Raw genomic sequence first — 13,613 nt, 5'->3', positions numbered from 1 at the left:
GGGGTTCTCCTCGGGTCGGCGATGGGGGCTGGATGCTGCAGGGCAGGGGTGCGCGGCGGGTTCAGGCGGTGATGCGCTCGAGCACGAGCGGCCCCGCCTGAGGCTGCTCGGCACCGATCTGCCACGCGTCGTCGAGGGCGGCGAGCGCGCGCTCGAACCGCGACGAATCCTGCCCGAGCAAGGTGAACAGCGGCTGACCGGCGACCACCGCGTCGCCCGGCTTGACGTGCAGATCGATTCCCGCGGAGTGGACGACGGGGTCTTGCGCGCGGGCGCGGCCCGCACCGAGGCGCCACGCCGCGATGCCGAACGGCAGCGCCTCGACGCGGGTCACGAAGCCCGAGTCCGCCGCCGTGACGGTGTGGGTCTCATTCGGCGCCGGGAGCGCGGCATCCGGATCCCCGTCCTGCGCGCGGATCATGGCGCGCCAGGCATCCATCGCCCGCCCGTCCTTGAGTGCGGCTTCGACATCGGCGTCGGGCTGACCCGCGAGGGTGAGCATCTCGCGGGCGAGCGCGACGGTGAGCTCGACGATGTCGGCGGGTCCGCCGCCGGCGAGCACCTCCACCGATTCGCGCACCTCGTTGGCATTGCCGATCGCGAGGCCGAGCGGTGTGTTCATGTCGGTGAGGAGGGCCGTCGTCGCAACGCCCGAGTCGGTGCCGAGCGCCACCATCGTGCGCGCGAGCTCGCGCGCCTTCTCGACGTCGCGCATGAAGGCGCCCGAGCCGAACTTGACGTCGAGCACGAGCGAGTCGGTGCCCTCGGCGATCTTCTTCGACATGATGCTCGACGCGATGAGCGGGATCGCCTCGACCGTGCCCGTGACGTCGCGCAGCGCATACAGCTTCTTGTCGGCGGGCGCGAGGCCCGACCCCGCGGCGCAGATGACCGCGCCGACGCCTCGCAGCTGCGCGAACATCTCCTCGTTCGACAGAGCGGCCCGCCAGCCGGGGATCGACTCGAGCTTGTCGAGCGTGCCGCCGGTGTGCCCCAGCCCGCGACCGGACAGCTGCGGCACGGCGACGCCGAACGACGCGACGAGCGGTGCGAGCGGCAGCGTGATCTTGTCGCCGACGCCGCCGGTCGAGTGCTTGTCGACCGTCGGCTTGCCGAGGCCCGCGAAGCTCATCCGCTCGCCCGACGCGATCATGGCGTCGGTCATGACGCGGATCTCGTCGCGCTGCATGCCGTTGAGCAGCACCGCCATCGCGAACGCGGCCATCTGCGAGTCGGCGACGTAGCCGCGCGTGTAGGCGTCCACCATCCAGCGCAGCGCATCCTCGGGGACAGCACCGCCGTCGCGCTTGGCGCGGATGACATCGACGGCGTCGAACGGCTCGACCTCGCCGGGGTCGCTCACAGCGGCCGAATCAGCCATCACCGCGCCACCTCTTCGAGGTCGCGCGGCCCGAACGCGTCGGGGAGTACCTCGTCGATCGTCCGGATGCCGGACACGGTCTCCAGCAGCATCCCGGGCAGTGCGTGCTCGTACAGCAACTGCCGGCAGCGTCCGCACGGCATGATCGTCTCACCGTCGTTGTTGACGCACACGAAGGCGACGAGCTGACCGCCGCCCGACATGTGCAGCTCGGAGACGAGTCCGCACTCGGCGCACAGCGTCACGCCGTAGGACGCGTTCTCGACGTTGCAGCCCTGGATGATCCGCCCGTCCGAGACGAGCGCGGCCGCTCCCACGCGGTAGCGGGAGTACGGCGCGTAGGCGCGCTCCATCGCCTCCGTCGCGGCGGCGCGCAGCTCGTCCCAGTCGATGTCGACGGGCACGTCGACCTCGTCTTCGCGGCGGTTTCTCTTGGCCAACCCGATCACCCCTTGATGTACGGTTTGCCGTCGGCGGCGGGAGCTCTCGACTTCCCGACGACGCCGGCCACGACGAAGATCGTGACGAGGTACGGCAGCATGAGCATGAACTCGCTCGGCACGGGCGACCCGATGACGCTGAGCGTGTTCTGCAGGCTCGATGCGAAGCCGAACAGGAGCGCCGCGAGCGTCGCCTTGATGGGGTCCCACTGGCCGAAGATGACCGCGGCCAGCGCGATGAAGCCGGCGCCCGCCGTCATCTCCTTGTTGAACGCGATGCCGTTGCCGATCGTGAAGACGGTGCCGCCGATGCCGGCGATGGCACCCGCCAGGATGACGTTCCAGAAGCGTGTCGGGTTGACCTTGATGCCGACGGTGTCGGCGGCCTGCGGATGCTCGCCGACGGCGCGCAGGCGCAGGCCCCACCGGGTGTGGAACATCCCGACGTAGACGAGCGCGACAGCGACGTACATGAGGTACACGAGGATCGTCTGCCGGAAGAACACGGGTCCGATCACGGGGATCTCGCTGAGGATCGGGATCGGGATGCGCGGGAAGCGCGGCGGGGCGTTCAGCTGTGCGGCGTTGGGCTGCAGCACCTGCGAATAGAGGAAGCTCGTCAGGCCCGCCACGAGGACGTTCAGCACGACACCCACGATGACCTGGTCGACGAGGTACCGGATCGCGAACGCCGCCAGGACGGCCGCGACGAGGATGCCCGCGAACGCCGCCGCGAAGAGCCCGAGGATGGGCTGGCGCGTGATCGTCGCGACGATCGCCGCCGTGAACGCGCCGGCGAGCAGCTGACCCTCGATCGCGATGTTGACCACGCCCGCACGCTCGCCGATGACGCCGCCGAGCGCGCCGTAGATGAGCGGGATGGCGAGGGTCAGCGATCCGGCGAGGAGCCCGGTGACCGGGATCGCCGCACCGGCCGCCGCCCACGTCAGGAACCCGAACACACCGATGAGGATGTATGCGATCACGATCCACAGCGGCGAGCGGCCACCCAGCCGGACGAGGGCGAACGACGCGATCGTCAGCAGCACGAGGAGCGCGAAGCAGATCCACGCCGTCGGCATGACGGGGACGACGAGATCGGGCAGCTGGATGGCGTCCGCCTGCGTCGACAGGCGGAACGTGGTGACGCCTTCGCGCGGTGCCGCGACGAGCAGCAGCCCGTAGAGCGCCGTGAAGATCGCGAGCGCGATCGGCGCCTTCCAGCTGCGGAGCACCGTCTTCTGCATGCCTTCGACGGGCATGAGCCCTTCCGTCGAGACCATCGGGGTCGTCACTTCGCGGCCCCCTCGAGCTCGGTGTCGGCCTTGACTTCAGCCTTGAGCGCCTTCTGCCGGGCCTTCTCGGCACGACGGCGATCCCGTTCGGGTGACGGGAGGAAGAAGATCGTCCGCACGAGCGGAGGCGCGGCGATGAAGAGCACGATGAGCGACTGGACGACCGCGACGATCTCGATCGGGATCTGCTGGGCCGCCTGCATCGAGAATCCGCCGGCTTTGAAGGCGCCGAACAGGATGCCGGCGGCGAAAGTGCCCCACGGGGTGGAGCGTCCGAGCAGCGCGACCGTGATGGCGTCGAAGCCGATGCCCGCGTCGATGTCGGCGCTGAAGCCCGTCGTGATCGTGCCGAGCACCTGGTTGACGCCCGCCAGACCCAGCAGGGCGCCGGAGATCAGCATCCCGTAGATGTACATATTGCGGACGTTGATGCCCGCGACCCGTGCCGCATTGGGGTTCACGCCCACGGCACGGAACTTGAAGCCGAGCGACGACCGGTTGATGATCCACGCGACGAGGAAGGTCGCGGCGATCGACAGGATGAATCCGAAGTGCAGGTTGAACTGCGGACCGAGCAGGTCGGGGAAGATCGCGGTCGCCTTCATCGGCGCCGTCTTGGGATTGCTCGATCCCGGCGCCTGGAGCAGGCCCGGCGTGCGCAGCATCCACGAGATGAGGTAGAACGCGACGTAGTTGAGCATGATCGTCACGATGACCTCGTGCGCACCCGTCGTGGCCTTGAGGACACCCGCGATGCCCGCCCACAGGGCTCCGGCGATCAGACCGGCGAGCAGGGCGACGATCATGTGCAGGGGGAACGGCAGATCCCACGCGAACCCGATGTAGCCGGCGGCGGCGGACGCCATGAGCATCTGTCCGCGGCCACCGATGTTGAACATGCCGATCCGGAAGGCGAGCGCGACGCCGAGGCCCGCCGCGATGAGCGGGGTGGCGAAGGTCAGCGTCTCGGTCAGCGGCCGGATCGCCCGCGCGAAGGTGGGGGCGCCGAAGTTGTAGATCGCGCCCTGGAACAGCGCCGCGTAGGCGCCCCACACGGCGCTCCAGACCGCGGCGATCGTGTCGCCGGGGCGCGCGAAGAAGTACTTCGCGGCCGCCTGCACGTCTTCGTCGGTGACGGCGATCAGGATGCCGCCCACGACGAGCGCGAGGAGCACGGCGAGCACCGAGATGATCGCGTTGCCCTGCGTGATTCGGCGGAAGGTGTCGTGCCACTTGGAGGGAGGCGGAGCCTCGGTCGGCTCGGACGGAGTTGTCACGCGGCGGCCCCTTCCCCGGCGGCGGGCTCGCCCGCCATCATCAGCCCCAGCACTTCGCGCGGAGTGTCTCCCGGCACGATCCCGACGATGCGCCCGCGGTACATCACCATGATGCGATCGGCGAGGGCCGCGACCTCGTCGAGCTCGGTCGAGACGACGATGACCGGCACGCCGGCGTCGCGCGTCTCGATGATGCGCTTGTGGATGAACTCGATCGAGCCGACGTCGACGCCGCGCGTCGGCTGCGCCGCGACGAGCAGCGACAGATCGCGGCTGAGCTCGCGCGCGAGCACGACCTTCTGCTGATTGCCGCCGGACAGCGTGCCGACGGGGGTCTCGATGCCCTGGGCGCGCACGTCGAACTCGCGGAACCGGTCTTTCGCGAAGTCCGCGAGGGTGTTGCGCTGCAAATTGCCCGCCTTCACGAAGGGTGCGCCGTTCGAGCGGTCGAGCATGAGGTTCTCGGCGATCGTGAACGTGCCCACGAGCCCGTCCTCGTTGCGGTCCTCGGGGACGAAGCCGACGCCCTCGTCGAGGATGTGCCGCACGCTCTTGCCGACCAGCTCCTCGCCGTTGAGGACGATCGATCCGCGCACCTGCGGCTGCAGTCCGATGAGCGCCTCGGTGAGCTCGGTCTGGCCGTTGCCCTGCACGCCGGCGATCGCGAGCACCTCGCCCCCACGCGCCTCGAAGCTGACGTCGTCGACCACGACCTGGCCGATCGGGTCGATCACGCTCAGGCCCTCGACGAGGAGGGTGCGGTCGTTGGCGCGGGGAGCGCCCTTCTTGACGGTCAGCTCGACGGCGCGGCCGACCATCATCGAGGCGAGCTCGGCGTTCGACGCCGTCGGCGATGCCTCGCCGACGACCTTTCCGAGGCGTACGACGGTGATGCGGTCGGCGACCTCGCGCACTTCGCGGAGCTTGTGCGTGATGAAGACGATGGATGCACCGGATGCCTTGAGCTGGCGCATGATCTCCATGAGCTCGTCGGTCTCCTGCGGCGTGAGGACCGCTGTCGGCTCGTCGAACACGAGCACCTTGGCATCCCGCGAGAGCGCCTTGATGATCTCGACCCGCTGCTGGACGCCGACGGGGAGGTCTTCCACGAGTGCGTCCGGATCGAGGTGGAAGCCGAACCGGGCCGCGATCTCGCGCACGCGCTCGCGCGCGGCCGGCAGATCGAGGAATCCGCCCGCCCGCGTCGACTCGTTGCCGAGCATGACGTTCTCGGCGACGGTGAAGACGGGGATGAGCATGAAGTGCTGGTGCACCATGCCGATGCCGGCACGCATCGCGTCGCCGGGGCCCTGGAAGTTCTGCACGTGGTCGTCGAGCAGGATGACGCCTTCGTCGGCCGTGTAAAGGCCGTACAGCACGTTCATGAGCGTGGACTTGCCCGCGCCGTTCTCGCCGAGGAGGCAGTGGATCTCGCCCGGCTCGACGACGAGATCGATGTGGTCGTTGGCGACGAGGGTGCCGAACCGCTTCGTGATGCCGCGGAGTTCGAGCTTCATGGTGCCGATCCTAGTGACGGGGCGCGGGAGCGCACGAGAGGCGGGAGGCGGGCCGTCGCGGTGCGCAGACGCCGGAGAGACGGGTGTGGGGAGGCCGGAAACCCGACCTCCCCACACACTCAGTGGATCACTTGTTGAGGTACGACTCGACCTTGATGGAGCCGTCGATGATGCCGGCCTTGATCGCATCGAGCTCGCCCTGCAGGTCGGGCGAGACCTTGCTCTCGAAGTCGTGGAACGGAGCCAGGCCCACGCCGTCGTTCTTCAGCGTGCCGACGAAGGGCGTCGGGTCGAAGTTGCCCTTGCCCGCCGACGTGACCGCGTCTTCCACGCCGACGTCGATGAGCTTGCGGACCGACGTGAGCAGCAGGTCGCCGACCGTGGGGTCGGTCTCGTAGACATCGGCGTCGACGCCGATGAGGGCGATGTCACGGCCCGAGCCGCGGATCACCGATGCGGCGCTCTGGTAGATCGGACCACCGACGGGCAGCAGCACGTCGACGCCCTGGTCCACGATGCCCTGGGCCGTGTTGATCGCGTCCTGGTTGGCGTCGAAGCCACCGGTGAAAGAGCCGTCCTGCGTGTCACGGTTCCAGCCGATGACCTGGACGTTGTCGCTCTTCTCCTGGTTCCAGTACTCGACGCCCTGCGCGAAGCCGTCCATGAAGATCGAGACCGTCGGGAAGTTCATGCCGCCGAACGTGCCGACCTTCTTGGCCTTCGAGTACGAGGCCGCCGCGTAGCCGGCCATGAAGGCCGCCTGAGCGGTGTCGAAGATGATCGGCTTGATGTTCGGGGCGTCCGTCTTGCCGTCGCCGTTCTGGTCGACCGTGTCGTCGATCGAGACGTAGTCGATGTCGGGGTTGGCGTTCGCGGACTCGAGGGCAGCGCTCGCGAGAGCGAAGCCGACCGTGGTGATCAGCGTGCAGTTCTGATCGACGAGGCTCGTCAGGTTGGGCGCGAAGTCGGACTCGGAGTTCGACTGCACCCCCTTGTAGTCGACGCCGAGCTCTTTCGCCGCCTTCTGGAGGCCCTCGTAGCCGAGCTGGTTGAACGACTTGTCGTCGAAGCCGCCGGCGTCGGAGACCATGCAGGGGAGGAATCCCGCGACGGCTGCGCCGCCGGTGGACTCGCCGGACGACGTGGACTCCTCGGGCGCCGAGGCGCAGCCCGCGAGGGCGACGACGATGCTGGCGGCGACGAGTCCGCCGAGCAGTCGCTTTCGGGTGGAAATGGTCAAGTCTGCCTCCCACGGAAGATGGCCCGCGGACCTCGCGGGTTCCCCACCCGCGGACCTCGCGGGTGCAGAACAGAAGTTACCTACTGTGACCGGGGACTTGCACGGTTGCACGCCGCGTGCGTGCGAATGGTTACAAAGACGCAACACGAGAGGGACCGGATGTCGCATTCCGCGCGACTCCGGCTCATCGGGTTTGCGTCAGAGCACGTCGCCCTGACCGTTGACCTTGAGGGCGTCGACGACGCCCTTGACGCGCTGCGCGTGCTCGCTCGTGGTGACCAGAAGGGCGTCCTCCGTGTCGACGATGACGATGTCCTTGACGCCGATGACGCTGATCACGCGCTTGGTCTGGCTCACGACGATCCCGCTGGACGCGTCGGCGAGGATCCGCGCGTTCTCCCCCAGGATCGCGAGGTCGTTGCGGCCGTGGGTGTTGAGCTTCGCGAGGCTCGCGAAGTCGCCGACGTCGTCCCAGTCGAAGTGGCCGGGGACGACGGCGAGCCGGCCGCGGTCGGCCGCGGGCTCGGCCACGGCGTAGTCGATCGCGATCTTGGTGAGCGTCGGCCAGACCCGGTCGACGACGGGCCCGCGGGCATCGCGGTCGTCCCACGCCTCTGCGAGCTCGAGCAGCCCGGCGTGCAGCTCCGGCTGGTTGCGCTCGAGCTCGGCGAGGAGCACATCGGCGCGGGTGATGAACATGCCCGCGTTCCACAGGTAGGAGCGGTCGGTGAAGTACGTCCTGGCGGTCTCGAGGTCGGGCTTCTCCACGAATCGCTCGACGAGGGCTGCCTCGGGCGCGCCCTCGACGACGATCTCGTCGCCCTTCTTGATGTAGCCGAAGCCGACCGAGGGCTCCACCGGCGGGATGCCGATCGTGCAGATGTAGCCCTCGCGCGCGGTCGCGACCGCCTGGCGCACGGCCCAGTCGAACACCTGCGTGCCGCGGATGACGTGGTCGGCGGCGAACGACCCGATGATGACGTCCGGCTCGCGGCGCGCGAGGATCGCGGCGGCAAGGCCGATGGCGGCGGCGGAGTCGCGTGGCTCGGACTCGAGGAAGACGTTCTTGTCGGGCACGCCCGGCAGTTCCCGCTCGACGGCGGCCCGGTGCGCCCGGCCCGTCACGACGGCGATGCGATCACGTCCGGCGAGGGGCTCGAGGCGGTCCCACGTGTCGCGGAGGAGCGTCTGCCCCGATCCGGTGAGGTCGTGGAGGAACTTGGGGGCGCCCGCCCGCGACAGCGGCCACAGCCGGCTGCCGATCCCTCCCGCGGGGATGACGGCGTAGAAGTCTGCGATCGGCTCAGCCATGCGATCCAGGCTACCCAGCGGCATTGCGGGGGCGTGTCGGCGAGTTGTCGGGAACGTGAAGCCGACGCCGGCCGGCTCGATCGGATATCTCGACGTCGAGACAGTCGGGGCGGCCTGATCCCGCTGCCGAGGAAGGCGGGAATAGGATGCTGGTGCGCCCGCGTGACGCAGGGGGACCAAACCCCCGAGGGGCACTGACCCGCCCCGACACAGTGTTCGAGCCAAGGAGGACGGCCCGTGTCTGCACCAGCACGCGTCACACCGTCGGTCGCCGAGACCACGTCGAAAGTGCCCCGCGGCACGCTCTACCGCGGACGCGAGGGAATGTGGTCGTGGGTCCTCCACCGCATCACGGGCATCGCGATCTTCTTCTTCCTGCTCGTGCACGTGCTCGACACCGCGCTCATCCGCGTCTCGCCCGAGGCCTACAACGCGGTCATCGGCACGTACAAGAACCCGATCATGGGCCTCGGCGAGGTCGTGCTCGTCGCGGCGATCGCGTACCACGCCTACAACGGCCTGCGCATCATCCTCGTCGACTTCTGGCCCTGGGCCACGCGCCACCAGCGCCAGCTGTGGTGGGGCGTCATCGGCCTGTGGGCCGTCACGATGCTCGGCTTCGCGCCGCGTCACCTCATGAACGTCTTCGCAGCAACGGGAGGGGGCCACTGATGAGCACCGTCGCCGCTCCGCGCTCCCCCATCGCCGCCCCGCGCCGCAAGGGTCCCAACCTCGAGAAGTGGGGCTGGATCTACATGCGCGCATCGGGCGTGCTGCTGGTCGTCCTCATCTTCGGCCACCTCTTCATCAACCTGATGACCGGCGAAGGCATCCACCAGATCGACTTCGCTTTCGTCGCGGGCAAGTTCGCCACGCCGTTCTGGCAGTGGTGGGACGTCATCATGCTGTGGCTCGCCCTCATCCACGGCGCCAACGGCATGCGCACCGTCGTCAACGACTACGTGACCCACAACGGCGCGCGCCGCGTGCTCGTGTGGGCGCTGTGGCTGGCCGCCGCCTTCCTCATCCTCCTCGGCACCCTCGTGGTGTTCACCTTCGACCCCTGCATCGGCGTCACTCAGGACAGCTCCCTGTGGGAGATGTGCCAGAGCGTCGCGGGCTGACGGTCGCCGCCGCGACCACGACAGAGACGAGAGCATCCCTCACGTGAGCACCCAGACCAACGCCGACAGCTACGTCAAGGACGGCGTCCACTACCACCAGTTCGACATCGTCATCGTGGGCGCCGGCGGCGCCGGCATGCGCGCGGCGATCGAGGCCGGCCCCGGCGCCAGGACCGCGGTCATCACGAAGCTGTACCCGACCCGCTCGCACACGGGTGCGGCGCAGGGCGGCATGGCCGCCGCGCTCGCCAACGTCGAAGAGGACTCGTGGGAGTGGCACACCTTCGACACCGTCAAGGGCGGCGACTACCTCGTCGACCAGGACGCCGCCGAGATCCTTGCCAAGGAGGCGATCGACGCCGTCATCGACCTCGAGAACATGGGCCTGCCGTTCAACCGCACCCCCGAGGGCAAGATCGACCAGCGCCGCTTCGGCGGCCACACCGCCGATCACGGCAAGACGCCCGTGCGTCGCGCCTGCTACGCCGCCGACCGCACGGGTCACATGATCCTGCAGACGCTGTTCCAGAACTGCGTCAAGCTCGGCATCAACTTCTTCAACGAGTTCTACGTGCTCGACCTCATCACGGTGAAGGATGCCGCCGGCAAGACCGAGGTCGCGGGGGTCGTCGCGTACGAGCTGGCCACGGGCGACCTGCACGTCTTCCACTCGAAGGCCGTCATCTTCGCGACGGGCGGCTTCGGCAAGATCTTCAAGACGACCTCCAACGCCCACACCCTCACGGGCGACGGCGTCGGCGTCGTGTGGCGCAAGGGCCTGCCGCTGGAGGACATGGAGTTCTTCCAGTTCCACCCGACCGGCCTCGCGGGCCTCGGCATCCTGCTCACGGAGGGCGCGCGCGGCGAGGGCGCGATCCTGCGCAACGTGTCGGGCGAGCGGTTCATGGAGCGCTACGCGCCCACGATCAAGGACCTGGCACCGCGCGACATCGTCAGCCGCTGCATGGTGCAGGAGGTCGCCGAAGGTCGCGGCGCGGGTCCGCACCGCGACTACGTGCTCCTGGACTGCACGCACCTGGGCGCAGAGGTGCTCGAGACGAAGCTCCCCGACATCACGGAGTTCGCGCGCACCTATCTGGGCGTCGACCCGGTCGTCGAGCCCGTGCCCGTCATGCCGACGGCGCACTACGCGATGGGCGGCATCCCGACCAACAACGACGCCCAGGTGCTGAGCGACAACACCACCGTCGTGCCGGGCCTCTACGCCGCCGGCGAGTGCGCGTGCGTGTCGGTGCACGGCTCGAACCGCCTGGGCACCAATTCGCTGCTCGACATCAACGTCTTCGGCAAGCGCGCCGGCCGCAACGCGGTCCAGTACGTCCAGACCGCCGATTTCGTGCCGCTGCCCGCCGACCCCGCGAAGGAGGTCCGCGACCTGCTCGAGGGCCTGCGCGACAATCCAGGCACCGAGCGCATCGCCGTGCTGCGCAAGACGCTGCAGGACGAGATGGACCGCAAGGCCCAGGTGTTCCGCACCGACGAGTCGCTCTCCGAAGTGCTCGGCACGATCGAAGACCTCCGCGCGCGCTACAAGAACGTGCACGTCGACGACAAGGGCAAGCGGTACAACACCGACCTGCTCGAGGCTGTCGAACTCGGCTTCCTCCTCGACCTCGCCGAGGTGGTCGTGGTCACGGCGAAGAACCGCAAGGAGAGCCGCGGCGGCCACATGCGCGACGACTTCCCCAAGCGCGACGACGAGAACTACATGCAGCACACGATGGCCTACCTGTCGGGCGACGCGCACTCGTCGAACGCCGAGGACCACATCCGGCTCGACTGGAAGCCCGTCGTCTTCACGAAGAACGAGGCCGGCGAGTTGCGCTATCCGCCGCTGGAGAGGAAGTACTGATGTCCGCCGCTGTCGCGCAGCCAGGCGCCGTGGAAGCCGTCGAAGACGCGGCGAACGACACCGGCATCCAGTCGTTCCTCGTCACCTTCATCGTCCGGCGCTTCAACCCGGAGGTCGATGAGGAGCCGCGCTGGGTCGACTACGACGTCGAGCTCTACTCGACCGACCGCGTCCTCGACGCGCTGCACAAGATCAAGTGGGAGGTCGACGGCTCGCTGTCGTTCCGCCGCTCGTGCGCGCACGGCATCTGCGGCTCCGACGCGATGCGCATCAACGGCCGCAACCGGCTCGCGTGCAAGACCCTCATCAAGGATCTCGACATCTCGCAGCCGATCTACGTCGAGGCGATCAAGGGCCTGCCGCTCGAAAAGGACCTCATCGTCGACATGGAGCCGTTCTTCGCGTCGTACCGCGAGGTGCAGCCCTTCCTCATCGCGAACTCGAAGCCCGAGGCCGGCAAGGAGCGCATCCAGTCGATCGTCGACCGCGAGGTGTTCGACGACACCACCAAGTGCATCCTGTGCGCGGCGTGCACGTCCTCGTGCCCCGTCTTCTGGACCGACGGCCAGTACTTCGGCCCCGCCGCGATCGTCAACGCGCACCGCTTCATCTTCGATTCGCGCGACGACGCCGCCGAGGTGCGCCTGGACATCCTCAACGACAAGGAGGGCGTGTGGCGGTGCCGCACGACCTTCAACTGCACCGAGGCGTGCCCGCGCGGCATCGAGGTCACCAAGGCGATCGCCGAGGTCAAGCAGGCGGTCCTGCGCGGCAAGCGCTGAGCCTCCACCTGATTGCCGAGAACGCGGGGGCCACCCGCGTTCTCGGCGTGCAGGTGAAGGCTCACGGTCCGAGGCATCCCGCGATCGCTAGTCTGTTCGCGTGAGCGCGTCGCCCCCTGGATCGGACGGAACGGGCGACCCCGCGGACAAGCGCGACGCCGCCGCGCGCGCCCGCCAGGAGGAGGAGCACCTCCGCCAGCGATGGGACACGAGGCAGGACGAGCTGCGCCAGCGGTTCGACGCGCCGATCGCGCGCGCCACGGCCATCACGAAGCGCACCCTCGCCTGGTTCCCCATCCGCGTCTGGCGTCACTTCCTGCTCTCGAACGGCTTCCTGCTGGGGGCCGGCGTGAGCTATCAGGCCCTCTTCGCCGTCTTCGCGGCGATCTACGTGGCCTTCGCGATCGCCGGCCTCTGGCTCGGCGGCAGCGAGAAGGCCGTGGAAGGCGTCATCAACGTCATCAACAGCTACATCCCGGGCCTCATCGGCGAAGACGGCATCCTCACCGAGGAGCAGGTCCAGCAGGTCGTGGATGCCAGCACCGGCGTCTTGAGCATCACGGGCCTCATCGCGCTCGGCGCCGTCATCTGGACGGCGATCGGCTTCGTGACGTACGCCCGGCGGGCCGTTCGCGACATCTTCGAGCTCCCGTTCGATCGCCGCTCGTACTTTCTGCTGAAAGCGCGCGACCTGGTCGCGGCGGTCATCTTCGGCATCGCCCTCATCGTCGGGGCGGGCCTCAGCTCGATGAGCACGTGGGCGATCGGCCTCGTGCTGGGTCTGTTCGGACTGGATGCCGACACGGGCCTCGTCTCGTACCTGCGCATCGGCTCGCTGATCGTGTCGTTCGTCATCATCTCGGCCGCGCTCGCGGCGCTGTTCCGGTTCCTGACCGGGGCGACCCTGCAGTGGCGGCGGATCTGGCCGGGATCCCTGCTCGGCGGAGCGGCCACGACGGTGCTGCTGCTCGGCGCCGGCCTCATCCTCGTCTACACGCCGTCGAACCCGCTGCTCGCGACGTTCGCCGTCTTCGTCGGGCTCCTGCTGTGGTTCAAGATCATCGGCATCATCATGCTCGTCGCGGCCGCCTGGATCGCCGTCTCGGCGAAGGACCGCAACATGGCCCTGCTCGAGCCGACGGAGAACGAGCGCCTCGCGGCCGAGCACCGGGCGCTGCTGCTCGCGGCGCAGGTGCGTCTGCGCACGGCGCAGGAGGAGCGCGCGCACGCCCCCTGGTACCGCGTCTGGTCGGCCGACCGCGCGGTGCGGCAGGCCGAGGACGAGCTCGCGGACGTGGAGTCATCCGCTCCCCCGCCGCCCACGCAGGGGATCTGGTCGGCGCCGACCGATGTCGGGGGGCGAGGCTAGGCTG

The 13,613-nt window shown here is 68.8% G+C and carries 12 protein-coding genes; 5 read left to right on the top strand and 7 right to left on the bottom strand.

The window, feature by feature from the left end:
• Positions 1–61: 61 nt before the first annotated feature.
• The 7 genes from ACH3VR_RS10070 to ACH3VR_RS10040 all read right to left on the bottom strand — a co-directional run bounded on the left by ACH3VR_RS10070 (position 62) and on the right by ACH3VR_RS10040 (position 8,461).
• Complete coding sequence (locus tag ACH3VR_RS10070; RefSeq protein ID WP_396640654.1) at positions 62–1,381, bottom strand: thymidine phosphorylase; 1,320 nt, start codon at positions 1,379–1,381, stop codon at positions 62–64.
• On the bottom strand, positions 1,381–1,821 hold the full coding sequence (locus ACH3VR_RS10065; RefSeq protein ID WP_396640653.1) for a cytidine deaminase: 441 nt from the start codon (positions 1,819–1,821) through the stop codon (positions 1,381–1,383). Before ACH3VR_RS10065 ends, ACH3VR_RS10070 begins: the two co-directional genes overlap by 1 nt.
• 5 nt (positions 1,822–1,826) lie before the next feature.
• On the bottom strand, positions 1,827–3,104 hold the full coding sequence (locus ACH3VR_RS10060) for an ABC transporter permease (RefSeq protein ID WP_397556499.1): 1,278 nt from the start codon (positions 3,102–3,104) through the stop codon (positions 1,827–1,829).
• A gap of 8 nt (positions 3,105–3,112) precedes the next feature.
• The gene (locus ACH3VR_RS10055; protein ID WP_396640652.1) at positions 3,113–4,393 is read right to left on the bottom strand and encodes an ABC transporter permease; all 1,281 of its coding nucleotides are present in this window, start codon (positions 4,391–4,393) and stop codon (positions 3,113–3,115) included.
• Positions 4,390–5,910, bottom strand: coding sequence for an ABC transporter ATP-binding protein (locus tag ACH3VR_RS10050; protein WP_396640651.1), 1,521 nt, complete (start codon positions 5,908–5,910; stop codon positions 4,390–4,392). The genes ACH3VR_RS10055 and ACH3VR_RS10050 overlap by 4 nt, the downstream gene beginning before the upstream one ends.
• A gap of 127 nt (positions 5,911–6,037) precedes the next feature.
• Positions 6,038–7,150: a BMP family lipoprotein gene (locus tag ACH3VR_RS10045; protein ID WP_396640650.1), complete on the bottom strand. Its 1,113-nt coding sequence runs from the start codon at positions 7,148–7,150 to the stop codon at positions 6,038–6,040.
• 198 nt (positions 7,151–7,348) lie between these two features.
• A complete protein-coding gene (locus ACH3VR_RS10040) occupies positions 7,349–8,461 on the bottom strand; it encodes a mannose-1-phosphate guanylyltransferase (RefSeq protein ID WP_396640649.1) in 1,113 nt (370 codons plus the stop codon).
• A gap of 237 nt (positions 8,462–8,698) precedes the next feature.
• Here ACH3VR_RS10040 and sdhC point away from each other — a divergent pair, with 237 nt between their 5' ends.
• The 5 genes from sdhC (at position 8,699) to ACH3VR_RS10015 (ending at position 13,609) form a co-directional block, all read left to right on the top strand.
• Positions 8,699–9,133 (top strand): succinate dehydrogenase, cytochrome b556 subunit, encoded by a 435-nt coding sequence (gene sdhC / locus ACH3VR_RS10035; protein ID WP_396640648.1) that lies wholly within the window; start codon positions 8,699–8,701, stop codon positions 9,131–9,133.
• Positions 9,133–9,585, top strand: coding sequence for a succinate dehydrogenase hydrophobic membrane anchor subunit (locus ACH3VR_RS10030; RefSeq protein WP_396640647.1), 453 nt, complete (start codon positions 9,133–9,135; stop codon positions 9,583–9,585). Before sdhC ends, ACH3VR_RS10030 begins: the two co-directional genes overlap by 1 nt.
• A 43-nt stretch (positions 9,586–9,628) precedes the next feature.
• The gene (gene sdhA / locus ACH3VR_RS10025) at positions 9,629–11,458 is read left to right on the top strand and encodes a succinate dehydrogenase flavoprotein subunit (RefSeq protein ID WP_396640646.1); all 1,830 of its coding nucleotides are present in this window, start codon (positions 9,629–9,631) and stop codon (positions 11,456–11,458) included.
• Entirely contained in the window at positions 11,458–12,240 is a 783-nt protein-coding gene (locus ACH3VR_RS10020) for a succinate dehydrogenase iron-sulfur subunit (protein ID WP_396640645.1), read from the top strand. Before sdhA ends, ACH3VR_RS10020 begins: the two co-directional genes overlap by 1 nt.
• 100 nt (positions 12,241–12,340) lie before the next feature.
• On the top strand, positions 12,341–13,609 hold the full coding sequence (locus tag ACH3VR_RS10015; RefSeq protein WP_396640644.1) for a YihY/virulence factor BrkB family protein: 1,269 nt from the start codon (positions 12,341–12,343) through the stop codon (positions 13,607–13,609).
• Positions 13,610–13,613 lie beyond the last annotated feature (4 nt).

Source organism: Microbacterium alkaliflavum (assembly GCF_044325405.1).
Taxonomy (GTDB): domain Bacteria; phylum Actinomycetota; class Actinomycetes; order Actinomycetales; family Microbacteriaceae; genus Microbacterium; species Microbacterium alkaliflavum.
This window is presented reverse-complemented; position numbering and strand designations above follow the sequence as displayed.

Excerpts from the sequence above, each read along its gene's own strand:
- ACH3VR_RS10050 (WP_396640651.1), bottom strand. The coding sequence starts at position 5,910 with ATGAAGCTCGAACTCCGCGGCATCACGAAGCGGTTCGGCACCCTCGTC.
- ACH3VR_RS10020 (WP_396640645.1), top strand. The coding sequence starts at position 11,458 with ATGTCCGCCGCTGTCGCGCAGCCAGGCGCCGTGGAAGCCGTCGAAGAC.
- ACH3VR_RS10030 (WP_396640647.1), top strand. The coding sequence starts at position 9,133 with ATGAGCACCGTCGCCGCTCCGCGCTCCCCCATCGCCGCCCCGCGCCGC.
- ACH3VR_RS10070 (WP_396640654.1), bottom strand. The coding sequence starts at position 1,381 with ATGGCTGATTCGGCCGCTGTGAGCGACCCCGGCGAGGTCGAGCCGTTC.
- ACH3VR_RS10040 (WP_396640649.1), bottom strand. The coding sequence starts at position 8,461 with ATGGCTGAGCCGATCGCAGACTTCTACGCCGTCATCCCCGCGGGAGGG.
- ACH3VR_RS10060 (WP_397556499.1), bottom strand. The coding sequence starts at position 3,104 with ATGGTCTCGACGGAAGGGCTCATGCCCGTCGAAGGCATGCAGAAGACG.